Genomic DNA, 23251 nt, shown 5'->3' with positions numbered 1-23251 from the left:
ATATTAAAAAATACAATCTTAAAAAATTAAATATTTCGCTATAACAATATTCCATTGATTGCCAAACAAAGGCTACCAAAGTCATATCCTAATTTCTCATAAGCTTACAATGATCTTTGTTTCCATAGCCCACAGACAGTGGGTAATCGTAACAATTTAATCTGTATACATTATGGAAAAACAAAGAAAAAAGATGTTGATTTCAGCATTGGTTTTTATCATTACCATCCCAATAGCTGCCCAAGGAAACGGTTCTGCAGGAATCACTGAAGCAACGCAGATGGTTACTTCGTATTTTGATCCTGCAACGAAACTGATCTACGCCATTGGTGCGGTGGTCGGCTTGATTGGCGGGGTCAAGGTTTACAACAAATTCAGCAGTGGCGATCCTGATACCAGTAAAACTGCTGCCAGTTGGTTTGGAGCTTGTATCTTTTTAATTGTTGCAGCTACCATCCTACGTTCATTCTTCCTTTAAAATCATTGATGATGAATACCTATCATATCAACAAGGGAATCGGAAGAACGGTTGAGTTCAAAGGATTGAAAGCACAGTACCTGTTCATTTTTGCAGGAGGATTATTGGGAATACTCGTATTCATCATGATCATGTATATGGCTGGTGTCAATACCTATTTCTGCTTACTTCTTGGAGGAACTACTTCTGGTCTTCTCATTTGGAAGACCTTTTCTCTTAACAGAAAGTATGGAGAACATGGATTAATGAAATTGGGAGCAAAAAAGAAGCATCCAAAGTACATCATCAGCCGAAAATCCATTTTCAGGTATATCAAGGTACACTCTAAAAAAACTGTAGCATGAGAAATCAATCCAAAGCGGCAACGCTGGAAAGTAGATTTCCACTGCTGGCTGTCGAAGAGAACTGCATTATTTCAAAAGATGCTGATGTTACGGTTTGTTTCAAAGTAGGGCTTCCCGAATTATTTACTGTCGCATCAGCTGAGTATGAAGCTATCCATTCGGCTTGGTTCAAAGCCATAAAGACTTTACCTGATTACAGTATTGTTCATAAACAGGACTGGTTTATCAAAGAGAATTACTGCCCTGATTTATCCAATGACGGTCAAAGCTTTTTATCAAAGTCTTTTAATAGACACTTTAATGAAAGACCTTTCTTGAATCATTACTGCTACCTCTTTATTACGAAGACTAGTAAGGAAAGAATGAGGATGCAGAGTAATTTCTCATCGCTTTGCAAAGGAGTCTTGATTCCAAAAGAAATCAGGGATAAGGAAATGATGAGTCGATTTATGGAAGCAGTTGATCAGTTTGAAAGAATCATGAACGACAGCGGATCTATTTTCTTAGAAAAGATGACCACCGATGAAATTACAGGAACTGAAAAACAATCAGGTCTTCTTGAACAATATCTGACCTTATCCAGAGAAATCAATCCTTCTCTTCAGGATTTGAATCTAGGAGCAGAAGAAATGCGTATCGGTAACAACCGTATCACTATGCACACCTTGTCAGATACCGACGATCTTCCAGGAGCAGTCTCCTCCCATAGTCGATATGAGAAACTGAGTACCGACCGAAGTGACTGCCTGCTTTCATTTGCTTCTCCGGTAGGACTTTTGCTCAATTGTAATCATATCTACAATCAGTATTTGTTTATTGATAACAGTGATGACAATCTGAACAAGTTTGAAAAATCCACCAGAAATATGCATTCATTGGCAAGATACAGCAGAGCCAATCAGATCAATAAGGAATGGATTGAGAAATACCTCAACGAAGCTCATTCTTTTGGATTGCAATCCATCCGTGCTCATTTTAATGTGATGTCATGGTCTGACAATCCCCATGAATTGAAGCAACTTAAGAATGACACAGGAAGTGCTTTGGCACTCATGGAATGTAAGCCACGACACAATACAACAGATACAGCAACATTGTACTGGGCTGGTATTCCTGGAAATGCCGGAGACTTTCCAAGTGAGGAAAGCTTTTATACGTTTATTGAACCAGCATTGTGTTTTTTCACTGAGGAAACCAATTATCAGAATTCACCCTCTCCATTTGGGATCAAAATGGCAGATAGACTGACGGGAAAACCTATTCACCTGGATATTTCAGATCTTCCAATGAAACAGGGAATCATTACCAACCGAAACAAGTTCATTTTGGGACCTTCGGGAAGTGGGAAGTCATTCTTTACTAACCATATGGTGAGGCAATATTATGAACAGGGAGCCCATGTTCTGTTAGTTGATACCGGAAATTCTTACCAGGGTTTATGTGAACTGATCAAAGGGAAAACAAAGGGTGAAGATGGTGTGTATTTTACCTATACAGAAGATAATCCGATAGCTTTTAATCCATTTTACACAGATGACGGAATCTTTGACATTGAGAAAAGAGAAAGTATAAAAACGTTAATTCTTACACTGTGGAAAAGAGATGATGAACCGCCAACCCGCTCCGAAGAAGTGGCATTATCCAATGCAGTTAGCGGATATATCGAGAAGATCAAAAACCATGATCAGCATCCCTCTTTTAATAGATTTTATGAATATGTCAAAGAAGATTATCAGAAAGTGCTGGAGGAAAAAAAGGTCAGGGAAAAGGATTTTGACATTGCTAATTTTCTGAATGTTTTAGAACCGTATTACAAAGGCGGAGAATATGATTATTTACTGAATTCAGAAAAGCAGTTAGATCTTTTATCAAAGCGATTCATTGTTTTTGAGATTGATGCCATTAAAGATCATAAAATCCTGTTTCCTATTGTAACCATAATCATTATGGAGGTCTTCATTAATAAAATGCGAAGACTAAAGGGAATTCGAAAGCTTATCCTGATCGAAGAGGCCTGGAAGGCAATTGCTAAAGAAGGAATGGCTGAGTATATCAAATATCTCTTCAAGACCGTCAGAAAATTCTTTGGAGAAGCCATAGTGGTTACACAGGAGGTGGATGACATTATTCAGTCTCCTATCGTTAAGGAAAGCATCATCAACAATTCAGACTGTAAGATTCTTTTGGATCAGCGGAAATACATGAACAAGTTTGATGACATTCAGGCAATGCTGGGTCTTACAGACAAAGAAAAAGCGCAGGTTCTTTCAATCAATATGAATAATGATCCGAAAAGACTTTATAAGGAGGTATGGATCGGATTAGGAGGAACGCACTCTGCAGTATATGCTACGGAAGTTTCCACAGAGGAATATCTGGCCTATACCACAGAAGAAACAGAAAAAATGGAAGTCATGCATCTCGCTTCTGAACTTGACGGCAATGTAGAGCATGCTATCAAAAGGATTTCCCTTAGGAGAATCAAATCGAACACAAAAGAAACTTAAATCATTTAAAATTTTATACCAATGAAAAATCTAATCATTACAAGCGTTATGGTTATTGTATTAGCTATAACATCATTTGCAAAAGCACAATTTGTGGTTACGGACCCGGCTAATCTGGCTTCAGGAATACTCAACTCTGCGAATGAAATCGTACAGACCTCATCTACAGTATCGAATGTAGTTAAGAATTTCAATGAAGTTAAAAAGGTGTATGAGCAGGGTAAGGAATATTATGACCAATTAAAAGCAGTTAATAATCTGGTGAAAGATGCCCGCAAAGTTCAGCAGACTGTTTTACTGGTGGGTGACGTTTCCGAAATGTATGTCAATAATTTCGGAAAGATGCTAAATGATCCCAATTTCAATACGCAGGAATTAACAGCAATAGCCAATGGTTATTCAACACTATTGAACGAAAGCACTGAACTGCTTAAAGAACTAAAGCAGATTGTCACTTCTACCAATCTATCACTCAATGATAAGGAAAGAATGGAAATCATTGACAGAGTATATAAAGAGGTGAAAGATTATCACAATCTGGTAAGATATTACACCAATAAGAATATCTCTGTGAGTTATCTGAGAGCCAAAAAGCAGAACAATACGCAGAGAGTTCTCAACCTGTATGGTACCGTTAATCAAAAATACTGGTAAGATGGAACCTACTAATTTACATGAGGTACTTCGTTCCGTGTATGAAGAGATGATGCCGATGTGTTCTGACATGGCAGCAGTTGCAAAAGGTGTTGCTGGATTGGGTGCATTATTCTATGTAGCCGTAAAGGTTTGGCAGGCATTAAGTCGTGCCGAACCTATCGATCTCTTTCCTATGCTGAGACCTTTTGCCATTGGTATCTGCATTATGTTCTTTTCAACAATTGTCTTGGGCAGTATCAACGGAGTATTAAGTCCGGTCGTTCAAGGTAGCCACTCGATGCTGGAGGGTCAGGTATTAGACCTTAATGAACTCCTGCAAAAAAAAGATCTGCTGGAAAGAGAAGCTATGCTTCGAAATCCTGAAATGGCTTATCTCATTTCTGATGAAGAATTTGACAAAAAATTGGAAGAACTGGGATGGTCACCTTCTGATTTGGTAACGATGTCGGGAATGTATATTGAAAGGGAAATGTTTGCCATTAAAAAAGATATCAGAGACGGTTTCAGAGAGTTTCTGGAAATACTCTTTCAGGCAGCGGCTTTGGTTATCGATACAATCAGAACTTTCTTTCTCATTGTACTTTCGATCCTTGGTCCCATCGCATTTGCCATATCGGTCTGGGATGGCTTCCAATCAACACTTACCCAATGGCTGACCAGATACATCAGTGTATATTTATGGCTTCCTGTTGCTGATATGTTCAGTGCTATCCTGGCAAAGATTCAATCTCTCATTATCGAAAGGGACATCGAAATGCTGGCAGATCCCAACTTTATTCCTGATACTTCCAATACGGTGTACATTATCTATATGATCATTGGAATCATTGGCTATTTCACTGTGCCTACCGTTACAGGCTGGATCATTCAGGCGGGCGGAGCGGGAAACTTTATGCGTAATGTTACGCAGATGGCACAAAAGTCAGGAAATGTTGCTGGTGCTACTGCGGGTGCAGCGGCAGGTAATATATCAGGACAACTCCTTAAATAATCAAAAAACAAAAAAATGGAATTTAAAACCTTAAGAAATATAGAGAACAGTTTTAAGCAAATCAGATTGTTCACTTTTGTTTTTGCAATCCTTTGTTTTGGAGTTGTAGGCATTGTTGTGTATAAATCTTACAGTTTTGCAGAAGAACAAAGACAAAAGATCTATGTCCTTGACAATGGTAAATCATTGATGGTTGCCTTATCCCAGGATATGTCTATCAACAGACCTGTAGAAGCCAGAGAACATGTAAGGCGTTTTCACGAACTCTTCTTTACAGTGGCTCCTGATAAAAATGCTATTGAGAGCAATGTGAAAAGAGCTTTTAATATGGCTGACCAATCTGCATTCAATTACTATAAGGATCTCTCTGAGAAAGGGTATTACAACAGGATTATCAGCGGAAATATTCAACAGCGAATTGAAATTGACAGTGTGGTTGCCGATTTTAACAACTACCCCTATGCTGTAAAGACGTATGGAAAGCAATTCATTATACGCTCAAGTAATTTAACGATACGAAATCTTGTTACAAACTGTCAACTGGTCAATTCTGTCAGATCAGACAGCAACCCTCAGGGGTTTACGATTGAAAAATTCAATGTCATTGAGAACAAAGATGTTGAAACTGTTAACCGATAAAAACAGTCATATGAAAAAATTTAGAATAAGAATCGAGGAATATGTTGAAAAAGCAGAACAGAAATGGAAGTCCTTACCTAGCAAACAACAGCGCTCGTTAACCAAGGTATTTTTCATTCTTTATGCCATACTAATGCTTTTAACTGTATTTCAACTATGGTCAAATAGTTCGACTCGTAGTAATGGGCTTTCAGTTGGACATATCAATAACATTCCAAAGGATATAAAGATGCAACATCAGCCGATTGAAAACCCAGCAAATAATTCACCTTATAAAACATCACCATGAAAGATAAAGGTACTATTAAAATCACTGAAGGAAGTAGCCATTCCTCAGACGAAAATAATCCTTTGGATTGTAAGCCAAGGTGGGAAAAATTTAAAAAGCCGATCATTTACTTTTTGATGTTCATCGCTTGTATGGGATGCCTTTATTTGATTTTTAAACCTAAAGATGGTAAAAAAGCAATTGAAGACGCAGGTTTAAATGCTGAAGTGCCACAAGCTGCTGATGACAAATTACAAGCTGATAAGCAGAAGGCATATGAGCTAGAGTTACTGGAGCAGAAAAATGAAGAAAAAAGAAATGCAATGACAAGCCTGTCAGATTATTGGAATGAATCAAACGGCTCGAATCAGCTGACTACTCTATCTCCAGAATCTTATAACAATGCTCAAGCAGATCAGAATGCTTTGAACAGCTACCGCAATGCACAACAAACATTGGGTTCATTTTACAGCAGAGATGAGCATGAGGTTATCCAATTAAAAAAGGAAATTAACAGGCTTAAGAATGAAATTTCACAAAAGGATGCAGTTCCGAGTACGGGAGGAATTAATGATCAGTTAGAATTGATGGAAAAGTCTTATCAGATGGCTGCAAAATATCTACCTGCACCCAAACAACAGGAAGAACCTGAGCCAAAGAAAACTTCTGAGGCAGCGCCTGAAGAAAACAAAATCAAAATAACGGCAGTACATCTTCAAAAACGCAACGTCGTATCCAGCTTGTATCGAGAACCTTCAGACAGTACTTTTTTAGCATCCATCAATCATAACCGATTTTCGGGGTTACAGAATGAACAGGAAATTACTGTATCGCAAAATCACAGCAGTATCCATGCAGTAATACATGAAACCATGACATTGGTAAATGAAAGTATTGTGCCCTTAAGGTTAACACAAGGTTTGCTCCTTGGAAAGATAACCATTCCTTCAGGTACGGTGTTAAAAGCAGCAGGAAAGCTTCAGGGAGGAAGACTGTTATTAAAAATTTCAAGCATTGAATATAAAGGAACCATTACCCCTGTCGACATTAATATTCATGATAACGACGGGCAGTTGGGGCTTTATATTCCCTATTCTTCAGAACAGACCGCTATCAAGGATATAGCATCCAACATGAGCCAGAATTCCGGCACCAATATTATGATGACCCAATCGGCAGGACAACAGGTTGCTGCCGATCTCACCAGAGGTCTGGTTCAGGGAATTTCGGGATACTTTCAAAAGAAGGTAAGACAGCCTAAAGTCACTGTTAAAGCAGGGCATCAGGTACTTTTAGTTTCAAAAAATAATTAACCTTTAAATTAAAATTAATGAAAATACGATGTAATATATTTTTCTCAGTTTTGTTAGTACTCTTCGGTATCTGCAGATTAGCAGCTCAAGAAAATTCAGGTTTCGCATCGCTTTCTCAGGCCAAACTGGAACCTTACAAGATGGAAGTTACGTACAATAAAACCACGCATTTATTATTTCCATCCCCGATACGATACGTGGATTTAGGAAGCGAAAATTTGATTGCCAATAAAGCGGAAGATGTAGCGAATGTTCTCAGAATAAAATCCTCAGTAAGGGATTTCGAGGAAGAAACAAACTTTTCGGTTATTACTCAGGATGGTAAGTTTTACAATTTTGATGTTTTTTACAGTTCTTATCCAGACACTCTTAATTATGACCTTCTGAAATTACAGCGAAATCAGGAAAAAGAATACTCAACAGATGTTCTGTTTGAAGAACTTAAAGGAGAATCTTCATCATTGACCGAGCTTTTGATAAGAACTTTGTACCAGCTTCCTAAAAGAACAGTAAAGCATATTGGTTCAAAAAGTTTTGGAATTCAGTTTCTGTTAAAATCTCTCTATGTCCACGAAGGAAAGTTTTATTTTATTTTTCAAATTAAAAACAAGAGCAGTATTTCCTTTGACGTTGATTTTGTGACTTTCAAAATTACCGACAAAAAGAATCTAAAACGGACAGCCGTTCAGGATAAAGTATTATCCCCTCTCCGGACTTATTCTCCTAACCCTACCGTGAACTACCAATCCGATGGTGAATTCCTTTATCTCATAGATCAGTTTACGCTTTTAGAAGATCAGGTACTAGAGATTGACATAACAGAAAAGGCAGGAGGCAGACATCAAAAAATCAAGATCAACAATTCTGATTTGATTGCGGCAAAGGTTGTCAAGGACTTGAAGTTAAGACTTAAATAACCTAGTAAAAGTAATACGATAAAATTTCAACAGCATCATTTATTAACATGAAGATTGTATCTTTTTGCATACAATCTTCATATTTGATTTAAAACGATTACTTAACTTTATATGAATCCCAAAGATCAGTATTATCTTTCACTTCTTTCATTTGACTCATAAATATTTCTGATCCATTACATCTTAAATTAATCATTCCAAAAAGAATTTTTTCTTTTTTTATATCAGTTGAACGTGCCAATTCAGTAGAATATACTAATGGTCTCTTACTTTTAGAATACTTTCCTGCACATCCGATCGCATCTGCTCTTGGATGGCTGTGACCTTCATTGTCACCGGAAGATATTACTGTTGCATATGGATTTACCAGCGCCATAAAATCTTCTGAAAAATCCGAAGAACCGTGATGACAAGATTTAGCAACATCCACTTCAAAAGGATTATGCCCTTCATACTTTGCAATCAAATATTTTTGAGATTCTGTATTTAAATCTCCTCCAAGTAAAAATGTCCGACTTCCAAATGTAAATTTTAGTACAAGGCTATGCCCGTTTATGGTAATTCCGTCATCTTTCCAATAAGGAAAAACATTTCCTTTAGATGTATGTTCTGTAATAGGTGCTAACACTTCAATACTAAAGGGCTTCTGTTCAATACTCTCATTCAGTATAAAATCACCCTTCTGACATCTGCGTGATGTAGAGACTCTCCCTTCATCATTTGCATATTTAAGTGCTCTAAGAAAAGGAGTGATATCTCTATTAAATTCCTTATCCTCATTGATATTTAATAAATCATCATATATATTTAGAAGATATTTCTGCCCACCTTCCTCAATAACGTCACCTAAGCCGGTAGAATACTCATTATCTTTTTTCGCAAATTTTAGTATTCCAGGATGTATGATCTCTCCAAAAGTAAATTGAGTATCATTAATTATTTCTGTAATTCCTTTGTAATGATCAATATCAAAATGGCTTATAATGACATAGTCTATATGTATTTTTTTCTCTTCCTTTAGTAAATAGCTGTATTGATATTTTGTCAGATAATTGTACATATTGGAACCAGGGCCTGCATCAACTAGAATTTTATATTTCCCAACCTCAATCAATACTCCATCTCCTTGTCCTACATCTAAAAAAAACACCTTTATTCCCATATTGTCTGATAAATCACTCTTATGAATCCATCCATTGGGACCAGCAGTAATTACATGATACCAATCACCATCTTCTGCTGTAGCATTAACGTACGTTCCCATCAAAATTTTATTTATTGCATGGGAACCTTTGTTGGCAATAATTTTTTCATAAATTGTTGCTTCATTTTTAGAAGAATACATGTAAGTCATAGTATATTAGTTTATTACATTAAATATATTAAAAAAAATAATGCCTGAATCAAAGAGATGATAAAAATAATTAAGTAGAAAGTCGATCATCCATTGTAAGCTATTTTTAACCACTTCATCAAAAATCTACGAACAATTTCACCTTTCTATTTGAAATAAAATACGATCATTTTGCAACATTTTTTAAAATATGATAATCAAAATTTATTTTATTTTGAAAGTTGTTGCGCCTCATAAATCGCAAAAAGAAGGTTCCTACGAACGTAGGTATTATCTTTTTGCCAAAAATTTAATAAACAGCAATTCCGGAATTACCGTTTATTTGATTATAAAAAGAATAATTTACAATTTTCCTTCTTCTGCAAAAGATATATGATTCTCAGAAGTCAGTATACAATGATCTAACAAATGAATATTTAGAAATTTTGAAGCTTCTTTTATATCACGTGTAATTTTTAAATCTTCCACTGAAGGGGTAAGATTTCCCGATGGATGATTATGGGCAAGAATAATTCCTGATGCATTACACAAAAGCGCTGTCTGCATAATAATCCTTACATCAACAAGTGTAGAAGAGATCCCTGATTCGGAAATTCTTTTAATACCCAACACTTTATTGGCCTGATTAAGATATAAAGTAAAAAATGATTCTCTATAATCCATTTGTTCACTGTCAAAATGTTCACGAAAAACTTTAACCGCGTCTTTAGAGTTTGTAATAACTCTTTCAGAATTTCCTTTTCTTGAATAAATTAATTTTATTTCATTAACAATATCAAATTTCATCTTGGTCGCTCTGAATACGGCAGAGACTCTATTTTTCCCGCACTTATAGCTTTAATTAATTTCGTTCTTTACAATCAGCACTTATTTCTAAGATTATTAATCTCAAAAACTTTTCGATCTTTTAGCGGTCTTACTTTAAAAATTTCTATGAACTTTTCTGAATATTTTTCAAAAGAAAAACCGGAAAAAAGAAAGCAGATAATCTTATAGGACAATAGAAAAAGCCAAAAGGAAACGGAATAATTGGAGGGTACCTTTAGGGAGGAAACCGTTTATGCCGTAGTCTTTTGACTGGATTAAGCAAGGGCTGAACTATATACCTTAGCTGCCTTTTTACCGGTTTATTGAGAAAATATATTTATCTATTAAAATTTAGCATTGTTTAAATGTACAACTGATATTTATCCTACTGAATTCGACACACCCTTTACTACAGCTTTAAACCTACAAGAAAATCTTCCAGTTTTCAGTTCACATAAGAGCCTTGGGAAATTGTTAATAGTAAAGATGGCCAACAATAGACATTAATATCCAAAAAAAGCAATTTTCACCTTTTACGCTGTCAATACTTATAATTTAAGTCAGAATAAAAATGAATACTGTCGATATCTCTACAAACACATAAAATTCATGAAGAGAAATCACCATATAAAGACAAGAAAGGGTACTTCTGTTACTAAAGAATTACCACAATCTTTACATCGGTACAATGGTATTCAAAAGCTTTCATTCGAAAAGTCAAAAAAAATACTTTCAGATTCTGGCTTCAAATTAACAGATGAAGAAGTAAAGGAAATCTCTGATATTATGCATAAGATTGCAGAACTTATAATAAAAGAATTCATTTCTAAATAATTCATATATTGCACTGATTACTATCACTTTGAATAAAAACAGAAAGATTATGCAGATAGCAGATTTATATATAAGAGTGTCTACTGATGAACAGGCTGACAAAGGCTATTCTCAACGTGATCAGCATGAAAGATTGGAAAGATATTGTCATCAAAATCAAATTACGATTGGACAAGTAATCTTTGAAGATCATTCAGCTAAAAACTTCAATCGCCCCGAGTGGACTAAATATATCAATTATATCAAAAAAAGAAATCTAAAATCCAATTTAGTTTTATTTACAAAATGGGATCGTTTTAGTAGAAATGCAGGTGATGCCTATCAAATGATAAAATTACTCTTAAGTAATAATATTTCACCTCAAGCTATAGAACAGCCATTGGATATGTCTATACCGGAAAACAAAATGATGCTTGCTATTTATTTAGCGGCTCCGGAGGTAGAAAATGATCGAAGAGCGCTTAATACATTCTATGGGATGAGAAGAGCTCAAAAAGAAGGAAGACTGATGGGCACCGCATCTTATGGCTATATTAACAAATGTACTGAAGATGGAAGAAAGTTTGTAGCCTTAAAAGAACCTGAGGCTTCAAATATGCGATGGGCATTTAATGAAATTGCTAAGGGTAAATATGCGACCAACCAGATAAGACTTAAAATGAATAAGATGGAAGGCGCAAAAATTAGCAGTACTTCTTTTTACAGAGCAATAAAAAATCCGGTTTATATTGGTAAAATATATATTAAAGCATACAAAGACGAGGATGCCTGTATTGTTGAGGCCAATCATGAAAGTTTGATATCAGAAAGTCTATTTTATAAAGTCCAAAATGTTTTAAGTGGAAAAACCTTAGCTGAAAGACCCAAAGGTAAAATTATCGCTGCAAATGAATTTCCACTGAGAGGCTTTTTAAAATGTCCACGATGTGGAGGACATATTTCGGGTAGTGGATCTAGAGGCAAGAAAAATGTTTATTATTACTATCACTGTAATTCTAAGTGCGGCTATAGACATAGCTCAAATAAAGTTAATTCTGCATTTGAAAAGGAATTAATAAAATATGATTACCACAAAGGCATAAATAGCTTATTAAAAGAAATAATTTTAAGCAATTTTAAATATATACAAGAAAATATTGATGGAAAGAAAAAGGAACTTTCCGAACAGATTGTTAATTTAACCAATCGACTGGATAGCGCCAGAGAAAAATATCTCGAAGACCGATTAGATTTTGAAGATTATCAGATTATTAAAAATGAAAGTAAGAAAAAAATTGATGAACTTGAAATAGAACTTCATAATCAAAAGCTATCGCGTAAAAATATAGATATTCGAGCGAAACTTGACCAGGTACTAAATATTTTACCAAACCTTTCTCAACTGTACATTAAAGGCGATAATGAGACAAAAAATTCTATCCTTTGTTCGATTTTGGCCGAAAAACTTGAATTTCAAGAAAATGCTTTTCGAACACCTAAATTAAATTCCACACTTGCTCAAATAATACTGATTAACAATCAGTTACAAAGTAAAAAAAAAGAAAAGAGCACTTCTAAAAGTGCTCTTTCCCGCAGAGTGACTTCGGAGGGGTTCGAACCCCCAACCCTCGGAGCCGAAATCCGATATTCTATCCAGTTGAACTACGAAGCCAGTTTTATATAATTGATAAATGATAATTTACAAGTGATAGAATAATCATTCATCAATTATCATTTATCAAAAATGTTTAGAATGTAATTTTCACCCCTCCCAAAATCTGAGCACCAAGAACTTTATATCCTTTGTACGTTTGATATTTTGAGCTTAGAAGGTTATTTCCGAGTGCGAAAATACTGAAATTTTTGTGAATTTTATACTCTGCCGAAAGGTTTAAATCTGCATAGCCACCTACTTTGTCATTGATATTCTCAGTAGATTGATACATCATCGGACTTCCAACTCCCTCAAGCATAAATGAATTCGTTGTTCTGTCGCTTGCAAAAATCCCTTTGAAACCTAGTAATAATTTTTGGTCAAGCATCGTATATTTTGCACCGATTGTTGCTGTTAACAACGGAACATTATAGATATCCGAATAGTTTTTCAAGTCAAACTTTGTGAATTTAGCTTCAGCATCCAAGACTAAATTAGCCAATGGGAAGTACTGTAAGCTACCTTTGATGTCACTTACATTTCCGTCATCATAAACTGCCGAGAATGTATTCGCGAAGTTATAAGCAGAACGGTTTAAAGTATAGTCGTTATCGAATAAACTATTTGCCTTAAAGAACATAATATCTCTCATTTTTCCATATCCTGCAGAAACATCATATTTAAAAGTTTCATCGATGTCTCCTCTCAACCCAACATAGAAGTGATATTTGGTTTCTGTTGGTTTCAAATACTGATCTGAAACAATGAAAGGGTTTTGCTGTAATAAATCTGCGTACGTGTTCAGTTTCAGACCTCCGTCAACTCCCCCATAGAATTTAAATCCGTTGATCGCAGCATATTGAAACTCCGCTTTAGGAAACCAGTATGTTTTATTGTTTTTCAGCTGTTCAGACATGAGATCATTTGAATTTTTCGCATTTAAAAACTCAAATGAAGAACCTAACATTAAATAAGAATCTCCTTTTCTGAACGTTACTTTTGGAGCTAAATTGGTATTGAAAAAGTTTGCCGAGTTTTTATCTCTTATCGCAAATTCACTTTTTACCGCTTCTAAGCCTACTCCTAAATCAGCATTCAGATTGATCCCAGATTTACCGATCTCAACAGCATGTTTAGAAAGATTCGCCAATACGGAAACCTGATTCTCCTGTGCATCAAAATGATCTTTTAAGAAAGAAGATTTCACTCTGATATCATTCAGAATTTCATTGGAATAGAAGTCGTAATATCCATTTACTTTAAACTGATTTACTCGCTGATCCAAATCTACATCTCCCGGTTCTAATGCGTAGATTCCGTAATAGTTATAGCTGTTTAAATTATATTCAGCATTTAAATTGAATTTTCCTTTGTCTCCGTAAGAATTAAGAAAAGCTCCAAGAGTCGTAGCACTTTGTTTGGAATCCCAAACATATTCTTTTTTCAGTCCCTGAGTAGAAAGAAAATGAGCATCTGCACCTACTTCGATCTTATTTTCTAAGGTCTTCGAAATATTGGCATCACCTAAAATTTTCCCGAAATTCCCCATTCCGAACTGGATATAATTGTTCTGAGCCGTTCCGTCAAATTTAGGCGTTACATCTGCTCCCTGAATGGTTGAAGTTTTGAAATCCGAAACCGCAGGAACATCTGTAATCATATATTTTACAGGATTCTGAGATTTCTCTTCCGGTGGATAGTTTTTAATGGTCTCCACAGAAGTTTTCTTTTTTTCGATCTTCTTTACTTCCGGTTCTCTTTTTTTATTAAGAATCAGTTTTTCTTCTTTGATCTGGGAAAACGCCACAGACGAAAACCCTAAAAATATGATGGATAATAATTGAATTCTTTTATTCATTACTTTTTGTATTTAAGTATTTGTGTAAAAAGTATTAATGATTTTTCAGTTATATAAATACATTCTACGTAATACATTAGTACACTTTTTTACTTTTTAATCGACTTCTTTACTTCTTTTGCTTCTGCTACAATTTCAGGGAAATCTTTATAGTTTTCAATAATCTGATCACATGTATAACTTGCCTGATAATTGTCTTTTAATCCCAGATAATTTTTCGCCATCAATACCAATGCTTTTGCGCCCCAATATTCTTCGGAAGCGTAGTTATTAGCCAATTTAAAGATGGTTTCATTAGAAGATTTGAACGCCTTTCCTTTGTTCTGATAGAAAGCTTTTGCATAAAGCGATTCTGCTGCAACCGAAGTATTTGAAGATTTTTCAAGAGAAGCATAAGCTGCTTGTGCATCTTTATCTTTTCCTGAATTCATCAAACTTCTTGCCTTAATCACTTTAGCTGTTTCAATCACAGCTGCTGAGTTTTTGGTATTTGCGATTACTGCATCTGCCAATTTTTCAGCCTGAGAGAAATTCTTTTCATCTGCGTAAATTTTCATTAATTCTACATTCGCATAGTTCTTAATGTTTACGTTTGATGAATTTTTAATGTTTTCCAGATACTTCTTAGCCTCTTGAGTATCACCTTGTGTTACATAAATCTGTGCTAAACGGGTTTGTGCATCATCCTGATAATCATTTTGAACATTCGCAACTTCCTGTAAAACAAGCAATGCTTTTGTTGTATTATTGGTTTGATAATAACTTTCTCCTAATTCATATTTCGCCTGATAAAGCCCTTCTCCTATTGGATTCTGCGTTAAATATTTCTCGTAATAAGAAATCGCATTCTTATAATCTTTCTTCGTGAAATACTGTTTTGCCGTAGATAGGTTGATCTCGTCAATTTCTGCAGCATCTACATTAATTCCGATATTTTTTGCAAAGCTTTCATATCCTGCAACATCACCATTTTTCGTAAAAATAGGTTTTGCCGCCTGAACAATTTTCTCAGCATAAGGAGTGTTTTTATATTGCTCTCCAAGAGATCTTAATTCTGATAACGCTTTATCATTCTGATTTTGGTCTATATAATTCTGTGCTCTGTAAATAGAAGCATTGGCCACCAAGTCTTTATCAGAAGAAGTTTTTATTACTTTATTAAAGAAATCATTTGAATTATTAAAATCATCCTGAGCTGCATATGCTGTTCCGATTTCATATTGTGCATCATCATAATATTCAGAACCCGGATATTTTGATAATAGACTGTTCAGGTTGGTAATTTTCGCCTGAGTATCTCCTTTAAATCCTAAAGCCATCGCTTTTTGATATAAAGTATAATCTGTAGCGTCTTCGTTCTTATCGTAAATGGCAATCGCTTCATTCAGGTCGTTATTTGCATAATGAATATCTGCCAAACGAAGTTCTGCATCATTTTTAAACTCAGGTTTTGGATTCGTTAAGTATTGTTTAAAATACGTTGCTGCCTGATCGAATTTTTTAGATTTAAAATAAGCATATCCTAAATCATAAGGAAGTTGTTGTTTTTCAGGGAAAGTTTCGTTCAGCAATTTTTCATAACGTACAATTGCAGAAGGATAATTTTCTTTTTGATAATATACCTGACCTAGCCAATAAAGTGCTCTGCTGTGGAATTCTTTATTAATATCAAATTCTAAGCTTCTCAACAAATACTTTTCTGCTTCATCATAGTTTCCTTTATTAAATTCCTCTGTTCCCAATAAATAAGAAACTTCCTGATCTACTTTATCAATATCGGGAGACGAACTTTGAAGTTTGTCAATCGCGTTCAATGTCTCCTTAAAGTTTCCGGAATACAGATAAGATTTCACCAAAAGCGATCTCATTTCTGAAGCATTTCCGGCATTTTGATTTTCATTGATATAGTTCTGGATAACTGTAGAAGGACTTTCAAACGGGTTACCAATATCGTAGCTTAATTTCGCGTATTGTTCGTGAGCCAGTTTTTTCACCTTCGAATCATAATTCATCTGGTAAGATGAACGGAATGCAGAAAGTGCTTCCTGCTTTTTATCAACTGCCAAATAAGCATTTCCAAGCTGATAGTAAGCATTCTGAGCCAATGCAGAATTACTGTTCAGTAATTGATTGTAATAAGAAACCGCTTCATCATATTTTTTAAGTTGAGCCGCAACAAATCCCATTTCATACAAATCATTCTCAGATGGATTCTGTTGAACACTCAGATAATCTTTTAAATGTGGATACGCAGAATTATAATCATTCTTCATGAAATAACTTTCACCAATGATCTTGTGAACTTCTGCTTTATAAGAATCTGAAATATCTTCATTTAATAAAGCATTACCTTCCGTAATTGCCTTATCATAATCTTTATCATTATAATACATCTGTACATAATACGGACGCACCAATTTAGAATATTTAGGTTGGTCTTTTACAGAATCAAAATACTGGAATGCTTTATCATTCTGTCTGTTCGAATAATAAAGGTGTCCCAACATATAAGCAATATCTCCTTTTTGAGAAGCATCTGCAGTTTTATAAGCTTCTTCCAGAGCATCTGTTGCTCCTTTAGAATCGCCTAACATGAATTTAGCATATCCTAGTTTTAGAATATACTGAGTATTTTCTTCTTTTGAAAGCTGGTACTGATTTACCTTTTTCAGAGTTTCCAGCGCTTTTTCAAAATCTTTTTTAGCCAAATAATAGTCTGCCAAAGGAAGATTTGCCTGTGCAAAATAAGCCGAATTAGGATACTCTTTCATAAAAGCTGTCAATCCTTCTTCCGCATGATTTTTCTGAAGAATCACCCCAATAATATTATCAAAAAACTGTGCAGCTTCTTTTCTTGATCTTGACAGGTTTTGATTATAAAAATATTGTCTCGCATACTCAAATTGCGAGGCATTATATATTTTGGTCTGATAAAGGTTTTCAGCGAGATTAAATCTGTAATTTTCTTTTTGTGTAAAATATTGGGACTGCTGAGCCTCGGAAATTCCGAAATACACCACCGCAGCCGCTAGAAGTATTTTTTTTGATTTCATTAATATCAAATTTTAAAATGTTTAGGCCCTGAAACTTGGCTGAATATTTTAAATTGAAAGTGAATTTTATCCACAATTCATCAACGAAAATATTGAAAAGATATTGTATAAACAAGCGTTTTAACATATTGTTAAAATGTGGATTATTTTTTAATACTTCTTAACTTTTCGGACAAGAAGTATTAAGAAAATCAAAATTATTTCAGAGAAATAATTACATTTGCTTTTTTCAAATCAAATATAAGATTGGATGAGTCAACTTTTTAGAAGGAAAATCTATTCAGAATCAGATACATCGACTAACCTTTTAAGGGTTTTAGGAGTTTGGGATATTGTATTCTTTGGTATTGCCGCCATTATCGGCGCAGGAAGTTTCAGCAGTTTGGGAGAGGCTGTTTTCAGAGGAGGTCCCGGTGTTATTTTATTATATTTGATCTGCGGTTTTGCCTGTGGTTTTACAGCACTTTGCTATGCAGAGTTTGCGAGTAGAATTCCTACTGCCGGTTCCGCTTACACTTATGCTTATGCCAGTTTCGGGGAATTAATCGCCTGGATCATCGGTTGGGCTTTAATCATGGAATATTCTTTCGGAAATATTTATGTCGCCTTTTCATGGTCAGATTATTTCACAAGTTTTCTGGAACGTTTGGGAATGCATATTCCGGATTATTTAACCTGTAGCTACACTGAAGCTAGTAAAGCTTTTAAAAACGGTTCTGAAAACAAAGAATTGCTTAACGCTTGGAATACAGCTCCGTTATTAGGGAGTTTAAAATTTATCGTTGATGTTCCCGCATTGGTTATTAACGGATTGATAACTTGGTTATGCTACGTTGGAGTAAAAGAAAGTAAAAACTTCAACAATTCATTAGTCATCTTAAAACTAGCCGTAATTGTTTTAGTAATTTTAGTAGGTTTCTCTTACATTAATACTGAAAACTGGACTCCAATAAGTCCTACAACTGGAACTCCTTCTTTTATGCCAAATGGTTTTGTAGGAGTTATGAGTGCTGTTTCCGGAGTTTTCTTTGCCTATATTGGTTTTGATGCATTAAGTGTACTTTCTGAAGAGACAAAAGACCCTCAGAAAACATTGCCAAAAGGAATGATTATTTCTTTGGTTCTTTGTACGGTTATTTATATCGCTTTAACTCTAGTATTAACCGGAATGGTAGATTATAAAAAGTTTGACGGTGTAGGAGATCCCCTTTCGTTCATCTTTGAAAAAGGAAATGCCAATGTTGCCTGGATGGAACTTACGGTTTCATTTATAGCCATTGTTGCCATTACAACGGTACTTTTAGTTTTCCAGATGGGGCAGCCAAGAATCTGGTATGCAATGAGCCGTGACGGATTGATGCCGCAAAAATTTCAAGATGTTCATCCTAAATACAAGACTCCTGCTTTTGCTACGATTGTAACGGGTATTGTAGTAGGAATTCCTATTTTATTTACAGATAAAACATTCATCTTAGACTTTACAAGTATCGGAACTATTTTCGCGTTTGTATTGGTTTGTGCAGGAGTTTTAATGCTTCCTGCAAAAGAAAAAATAAAAGGAAGATTTCACTTACCGTATGTAAATGGTAAAATCATTTTCCCTGTTATTTTCATCGGAGGGCTGATTGCTTTTTATTACTGGCAACCGGAATTCTTCCAGAATTTAATGGACTGGAAAGATCCTAAAGAAGGTGAATTCAGAGCTTCAATTTTCTTTTTTATCTTGGTTAATTTGATTCTTTGCGTCTGGACTTTCGTTAAAAATTTATCTTTAATTCCTTTAATCGGATTGAGTTCTTGTCTTTATCTTTTAACAGGAATGAGCCACGAAAACTGGTTCTGGTTCGGGCTTTGGTTTGCCATCGGATTAGTTATTTATTTCTGCTACGGCTACAAAAACAGTAAATTAGGAAAATCTTAATTTCCAAAAAAATACAACTCAAAAAAGCAAAACTGTATATAGTTTTGCTTTTTTGTTTTTAATCCTTTATCACATTGGCGAACTTATTGCTGTCATCTTTTACAAACCTTAATACCATGTCTGAAAGAATTAAAACCTTCAAGGAGTTTTACCAGTTTTACCTTACCGAACACAGTAAAACAGGAACACGGATTTTCCATTTCATGGGAACACTTCTCATATTTGTAGTTATTGGCTACGTCATCAGTTCCGGAAAAGAAAGGTTCCTCTGGTATATTCCTATTTTTGGATATGGTTTTGCGTGGCTTAGTCATGCCCTGATTGAGAAAAACCAACCTGCCACTTTTAAATATCCGATATGGTCACTTATTTCAGACTTCAGATTGTTTTTTGAATTATTAATCGGAAAGCAAAAGTTCATCAGGTAATTTCATCTTATAATTCTATTATTTAAAGAATTTATTTCGGCATAAAACTTGTCTAACAAAGCACAAAATTCGAAATTATGACTATAAAATCAATCGTATTAAAAGGAGCATTGGCTTCTTCAGTATTGCTAGGAACACTACAGTGTACAACTTCTTCCTCCGTTAATTCGAGTGAGAATGAAAAAACGTTTATCATAGCTTCCGAAACTGCAGACTGTACAGGAGTAGCTCCTATGAAATGTTTACAGATCAAAGAAAAACCAACTGACAACTGGAGCTTTTTCTATAGTAATATTGAGGGTTTCACCTACGAGCCGGGTTATGAATATGTACTAAAAGTAAAAACAGAAAAACGAGAAAATGTACCTGCAGATGCTTCTTCAATTAAGTACACTTTGATTAAGCAGGTCTCAAAAACGAAAAAATAATAAAAAAACTCCGAAAAATATTTCGGAGTTTTTTTATTTATGTATTATTTGATCTATTATGATCGTGATCTTTCGGGGGTGGCGGATAGTTTCCTTTGTTAGCTTCTCCTATCGTATTTGCAGTAGTCATGGCGGCAACCAGATCATTCAACATTCCACTTGCAGCAGTAGGTGAATTCGGTAGTAAAACCAAATTACTTCTATTACTTGCTCCCACGGAATGTAAAGTATCATAATGCTGTGTAACAACGATTAATGCAGAAGCTTCATGAGAATTAATATCTACATTATTCAGCATTCTTACCGATTCTTCAAGACCTTTTGCAATCTCTCTTCTTTGGTCTGCAATACCTTGTCCCTGTAATTTTTTAGATTCTGCTTCTGCTTTTGCAACCGCCACAATTCTGATTCTTTGTGCTTCAGATTCGTATTCTGCAGCCGTTTTTTCTCTTTCAGCTGCGTTGATTCTGTTCATGGCATGTTTTACCTGCTCATCCGGATCAATATCCGTTACCAAAGCTTTGATAATATCATAACCATAACTGTTCATTGCTTCCTGAAGTTCTCCTTTTACTGCGATAGCAACATCATCTTTTCTTACAAAAACATCGTCCAGTTTCAGTTTGGGAACTTCTGCTCTTACTACGTCAAATACAAAAGAGGTAATCTGGTTTTCAGGATTTTCTAAACGATAATACGCATCTCCAACCTGAGTTCTGATCACCTGATATTGCACAGAAACTTTCATTTTGATAAAAACATTATCCAATGTTTTGGTATCAATAATTACGTCTAATTGTTGAATTCTTAAATTCAATCTCTTCGCAATCTGATCAATAATAGGAAGTTTAAGATGCAATCCGGAATGCTTTACAGCCTGGAATTTTCCAAACCGTTCAATAATTGCTGCAGTTTCCTGTTTTACCACAAAAAACGAAGCAAATAAAATAATTAATCCGAAAAAAATAACGGGGGCTAAAAAAAGACTCATAGTGTTTTAATTTTATTAATATGTCGCAATAGAATGTGTTGTGTTTCATTAAATATAATAAAAATTATTGAGGTAAGGAAGTAGGTGCTAAAAGTTGGAGGAAATTGAGGCGAAAACAAATACATCTCGTCATTCAGGAAACTTTCATCATTCACCTTCCTACTTCCAACCAATTATTATTAATTTTGATTTATAAAATTCTCCGTCATGGTTGATACTAAAGAAATATTAAAAGAGCATATTTCCAAATTCTCCTCTCTTTCTGATGAGCAGTTTGATTATGTTTTCGGACATTTTAATCTGATTCATCTAAAGAAAGGGCAAAGTCTTATCTCGGAAGGCGATTTTGTAGATCATGAATATTTCGTTTTAGACGGCTGTCTGAAAGCATTTTACCTCAACGATACGATGAAGATGTTTATTCTTCAATTTGCTATGCCGACTTGGTGGGTAACTGATTTTGATGCTCTTTACAGTAAAAACAGAGCAACAATTAATGTGGATTGTATCACAAACGCCAGTATTTTATCGATTTCTAATGAAGACCGTGAAAAGATTTGCAATGAAATTCATGAAGTGGAACATTTTTTCAGATGGCGAACAAATAAAGGGTATGTTGCCACTCAAAAACGTCTTCTTTCATTGATGAATAATGATGCAAAATTCAGGTATGAAGAACTTTTGGCAATGTATCCACAATTGTATAATCTTGTTCCAAAACATTTGATTGCGGCTTATTTAGGAGTTACAAGAGAGACTTTGAGTCGACTTCATCAATAGTTTTTCTATTATATTTAATTCTAAATTACATACATTTTAACGCTATGTTCACTAAGGTTTTTATTTTTTTATAATCTTATTTTTTGCTAGCAAGGGACACTTCGTTCAGCAAATGATAGCAATAAAAATGAAACTACGAACATTTTAATGATCTTAAAAATCCATCCTTAAACTTTCCAATATTTCGTGATGTAGCTCACATAACTTTTTCTACAAATCGGCTGAACTTTGTCCTATAATTTAAAACCAATTAGAAATGGACAAAAAAAAATTTAAAGTAAACAGCGAAAAAAGTTTAGTTGAATGGATCGGAAGAAAAGTAACTGGAGCACACAACGGAACCATTGAAGTGAAAGAAGGAAATTTCACTTTTGAAAACAAAAATCTTCTTGCAGGAAAATTTGTAATCAACACAAGATCAATTACAATCCTTGATGTAGAAGATGAAGAAACAAACGCACAATTTGCAAGCCATTTGGCTTCTGATGATTTCTTTAATTCAGATCAATATCCTGAAGCAGTTTTTGAAATTACACACACAGAACCAAGCGACAACAACCTTTACTATGTAAAAGGAGATCTTACCATCAAAGGAATTACGCATTCAATTGATACGACTTTACAGATTGTAAGAACAGATAATGTTGCAGTTTTAGACGCTAAAATTGTGATCGACAGAACAAAATTCAACATCAAATTCAGATCCGCAAATTTCTTTGCCAACCTTGGTGACACGTTGATCTACAACAATTTTGATTTGAACGTACACTTAGTTGCAGAAAGCATTTAATCAAAAATTCATTTTAACCTAAAAAATTCAACATCATGCCATTCATTACAATAGATGTTTTACGCGATGATATTAACCGCGAAACAAAAAAAGAACTCATCAGAAAAATAAGTGAAGTTGTCACTACAGTTTTAAATAAAGATCCTCATTTGACACACATTATGATCAACGAAATCGAAGATGATAATTGGGGATACGCCGGAGAACAGGTTTCCGTATTGAAAGAACAAGGATTTTCAACAGCACCAAAAAAGTAATTT

Annotated in this window: 21 protein-coding genes, 1 tRNA gene and 1 pseudogene; 17 read left to right on the top strand and 6 right to left on the bottom strand. The window is 34.7% G+C overall.

Annotation, left to right across the window (positions count from 1 at the left end):
* Window positions 1–172: 172 nt before the first annotated feature.
* Genes RM51_RS17650 through traN form a run of 9 tightly spaced genes read left to right on the top strand, consistent with a single transcriptional unit; the run spans window position 173 to window position 8114 of the window.
* Complete coding sequence (locus RM51_RS17650) at window positions 173–478, top strand: DUF4134 domain-containing protein (protein WP_039372695.1); 306 nt, start codon at window positions 173–175, stop codon at window positions 476–478.
* Between the two features lie 11 nt (window positions 479–489).
* On the top strand, window positions 490–822 hold the full coding sequence (locus tag RM51_RS17645) for a DUF4133 domain-containing protein (protein WP_039372693.1): 333 nt from the start codon (window positions 490–492) through the stop codon (window positions 820–822).
* A complete protein-coding gene (locus tag RM51_RS17640) occupies window positions 819–3329 on the top strand; it encodes a TraG family conjugative transposon ATPase (protein ID WP_039372690.1) in 2511 nt (836 codons plus the stop codon). Before RM51_RS17645 ends, RM51_RS17640 begins: the two co-directional genes overlap by 4 nt.
* A 21-nt stretch (window positions 3330–3350) precedes the next feature.
* Window positions 3351–3983 carry a DUF4141 domain-containing protein gene (locus tag RM51_RS17635; RefSeq protein WP_039372688.1) on the top strand — a complete coding sequence of 211 codons (633 nt, stop codon included), beginning with the start codon at window positions 3351–3353 and terminating at the stop codon, window positions 3981–3983.
* Between the two features lies 1 nt (window position 3984).
* Window positions 3985–4977, top strand: coding sequence for a conjugative transposon protein TraJ (gene traJ, locus RM51_RS17630; RefSeq protein WP_039372734.1), 993 nt, complete (start codon window positions 3985–3987; stop codon window positions 4975–4977).
* A 15-nt stretch (window positions 4978–4992) separates the two neighbouring features.
* Window positions 4993–5616, top strand: a complete 624-nt coding sequence (gene traK / locus RM51_RS17625) for a conjugative transposon protein TraK (RefSeq protein WP_039372685.1) — start codon at window positions 4993–4995, stop codon at window positions 5614–5616.
* Between the two features lie 10 nt (window positions 5617–5626).
* Entirely contained in the window at window positions 5627–5905 is a 279-nt protein-coding gene (locus RM51_RS17620) for a hypothetical protein (protein WP_131667095.1), read from the top strand.
* Complete coding sequence (traM, locus tag RM51_RS17615; RefSeq protein ID WP_039372681.1) at window positions 5902–7197, top strand: conjugative transposon protein TraM; 1296 nt, start codon at window positions 5902–5904, stop codon at window positions 7195–7197. Before RM51_RS17620 ends, traM begins: the two co-directional genes overlap by 4 nt.
* 17 nt (window positions 7198–7214) lie before the next feature.
* Window positions 7215–8114: a conjugative transposon protein TraN gene (gene traN / locus RM51_RS17610; protein ID WP_039372679.1), complete on the top strand. Its 900-nt coding sequence runs from the start codon at window positions 7215–7217 to the stop codon at window positions 8112–8114.
* Window positions 8115–8211: 97 nt separating this feature from the next.
* Here traN and RM51_RS17605 read toward each other — a convergent pair whose 3' ends face one another.
* Both RM51_RS17605 and RM51_RS17595 read right to left on the bottom strand, forming a co-directional pair.
* The gene (locus RM51_RS17605; protein WP_039372676.1) at window positions 8212–9468 is read right to left on the bottom strand and encodes an MBL fold metallo-hydrolase; all 1257 of its coding nucleotides are present in this window, start codon (window positions 9466–9468) and stop codon (window positions 8212–8214) included.
* 342 nt (window positions 9469–9810) lie between these two features.
* On the bottom strand, window positions 9811–10254 hold the full coding sequence (locus RM51_RS17595; RefSeq protein WP_039372673.1) for a JAB domain-containing protein: 444 nt from the start codon (window positions 10252–10254) through the stop codon (window positions 9811–9813).
* Window positions 10255–10884: 630 nt separating this feature from the next.
* Here RM51_RS17595 and RM51_RS17590 point away from each other — a divergent pair.
* Window positions 10885–11109 (top strand): hypothetical protein, encoded by a 225-nt coding sequence (locus RM51_RS17590; protein ID WP_039372671.1) that lies wholly within the window; start codon window positions 10885–10887, stop codon window positions 11107–11109.
* A gap of 49 nt (window positions 11110–11158) precedes the next feature.
* Window positions 11159–12109: pseudogene (locus RM51_RS19700) on the top strand (recombinase family protein); the annotation flags it as partial.
* Between the two features lie 577 nt (window positions 12110–12686).
* On the opposite strand, the gene RM51_RS17585 reads toward RM51_RS19700, so the two are convergent.
* The 3 genes from RM51_RS17585 to RM51_RS17575 form a co-directional block, all read right to left on the bottom strand.
* Window positions 12687–12760: transfer RNA gene (locus RM51_RS17585), tRNA-Arg, on the bottom strand.
* A gap of 76 nt (window positions 12761–12836) precedes the next feature.
* A complete protein-coding gene (locus RM51_RS17580) occupies window positions 12837–14600 on the bottom strand; it encodes a TonB-dependent receptor (protein WP_039372669.1) in 1764 nt (587 codons plus the stop codon).
* A gap of 89 nt (window positions 14601–14689) precedes the next feature.
* Window positions 14690–17653 carry a tetratricopeptide repeat protein gene (locus tag RM51_RS17575; protein ID WP_039372667.1) on the bottom strand — a complete coding sequence of 988 codons (2964 nt, stop codon included), beginning with the start codon at window positions 17651–17653 and terminating at the stop codon, window positions 14690–14692.
* 250 nt (window positions 17654–17903) lie between these two features.
* Between RM51_RS17575 and RM51_RS17570 the strand changes: the two genes are divergently transcribed.
* From RM51_RS17570 to RM51_RS17560, 3 genes are all read left to right on the top strand, one after another.
* The gene (locus tag RM51_RS17570; RefSeq protein WP_039372665.1) at window positions 17904–19574 is read left to right on the top strand and encodes an APC family permease; all 1671 of its coding nucleotides are present in this window, start codon (window positions 17904–17906) and stop codon (window positions 19572–19574) included.
* Between the two features lie 116 nt (window positions 19575–19690).
* Entirely contained in the window at window positions 19691–20002 is a 312-nt protein-coding gene (locus RM51_RS17565; RefSeq protein WP_039372663.1) for a DUF962 domain-containing protein, read from the top strand.
* Between the two features lie 77 nt (window positions 20003–20079).
* Window positions 20080–20430, top strand: coding sequence for a DUF4377 domain-containing protein (locus RM51_RS17560; protein ID WP_052248553.1), 351 nt, complete (start codon window positions 20080–20082; stop codon window positions 20428–20430).
* 37 nt (window positions 20431–20467) lie between these two features.
* Here the strand turns inward: RM51_RS17560 and RM51_RS17555 are convergent, their stop codons facing one another.
* Entirely contained in the window at window positions 20468–21421 is a 954-nt protein-coding gene (locus RM51_RS17555; RefSeq protein ID WP_039372661.1) for an SPFH domain-containing protein, read from the bottom strand.
* Between the two features lie 207 nt (window positions 21422–21628).
* On the opposite strand from RM51_RS17555, the gene RM51_RS17550 reads away from it, so the two are divergent.
* From RM51_RS17550 to RM51_RS17540, 3 genes are all read left to right on the top strand, one after another.
* The gene (locus RM51_RS17550; RefSeq protein ID WP_039372659.1) at window positions 21629–22201 is read left to right on the top strand and encodes a Crp/Fnr family transcriptional regulator; all 573 of its coding nucleotides are present in this window, start codon (window positions 21629–21631) and stop codon (window positions 22199–22201) included.
* 256 nt (window positions 22202–22457) lie between these two features.
* Window positions 22458–22991 (top strand): YceI family protein, encoded by a 534-nt coding sequence (locus RM51_RS17545; RefSeq protein ID WP_039372658.1) that lies wholly within the window; start codon window positions 22458–22460, stop codon window positions 22989–22991.
* 35 nt (window positions 22992–23026) lie between these two features.
* Window positions 23027–23248, top strand: a complete 222-nt coding sequence (locus RM51_RS17540; protein WP_039372657.1) for a tautomerase family protein — start codon at window positions 23027–23029, stop codon at window positions 23246–23248.
* The last annotated feature ends 3 nt before the right edge of the window (window positions 23249–23251 follow it).

Source organism: Chryseobacterium taiwanense (assembly GCF_000813825.1).
Classification (GTDB): domain Bacteria; phylum Bacteroidota; class Bacteroidia; order Flavobacteriales; family Weeksellaceae; genus Chryseobacterium; species Chryseobacterium taiwanense.
The sequence above is the reverse complement of the archived record's forward strand: the minus strand, read 5'-3'. Positions and strand labels throughout refer to the sequence as shown.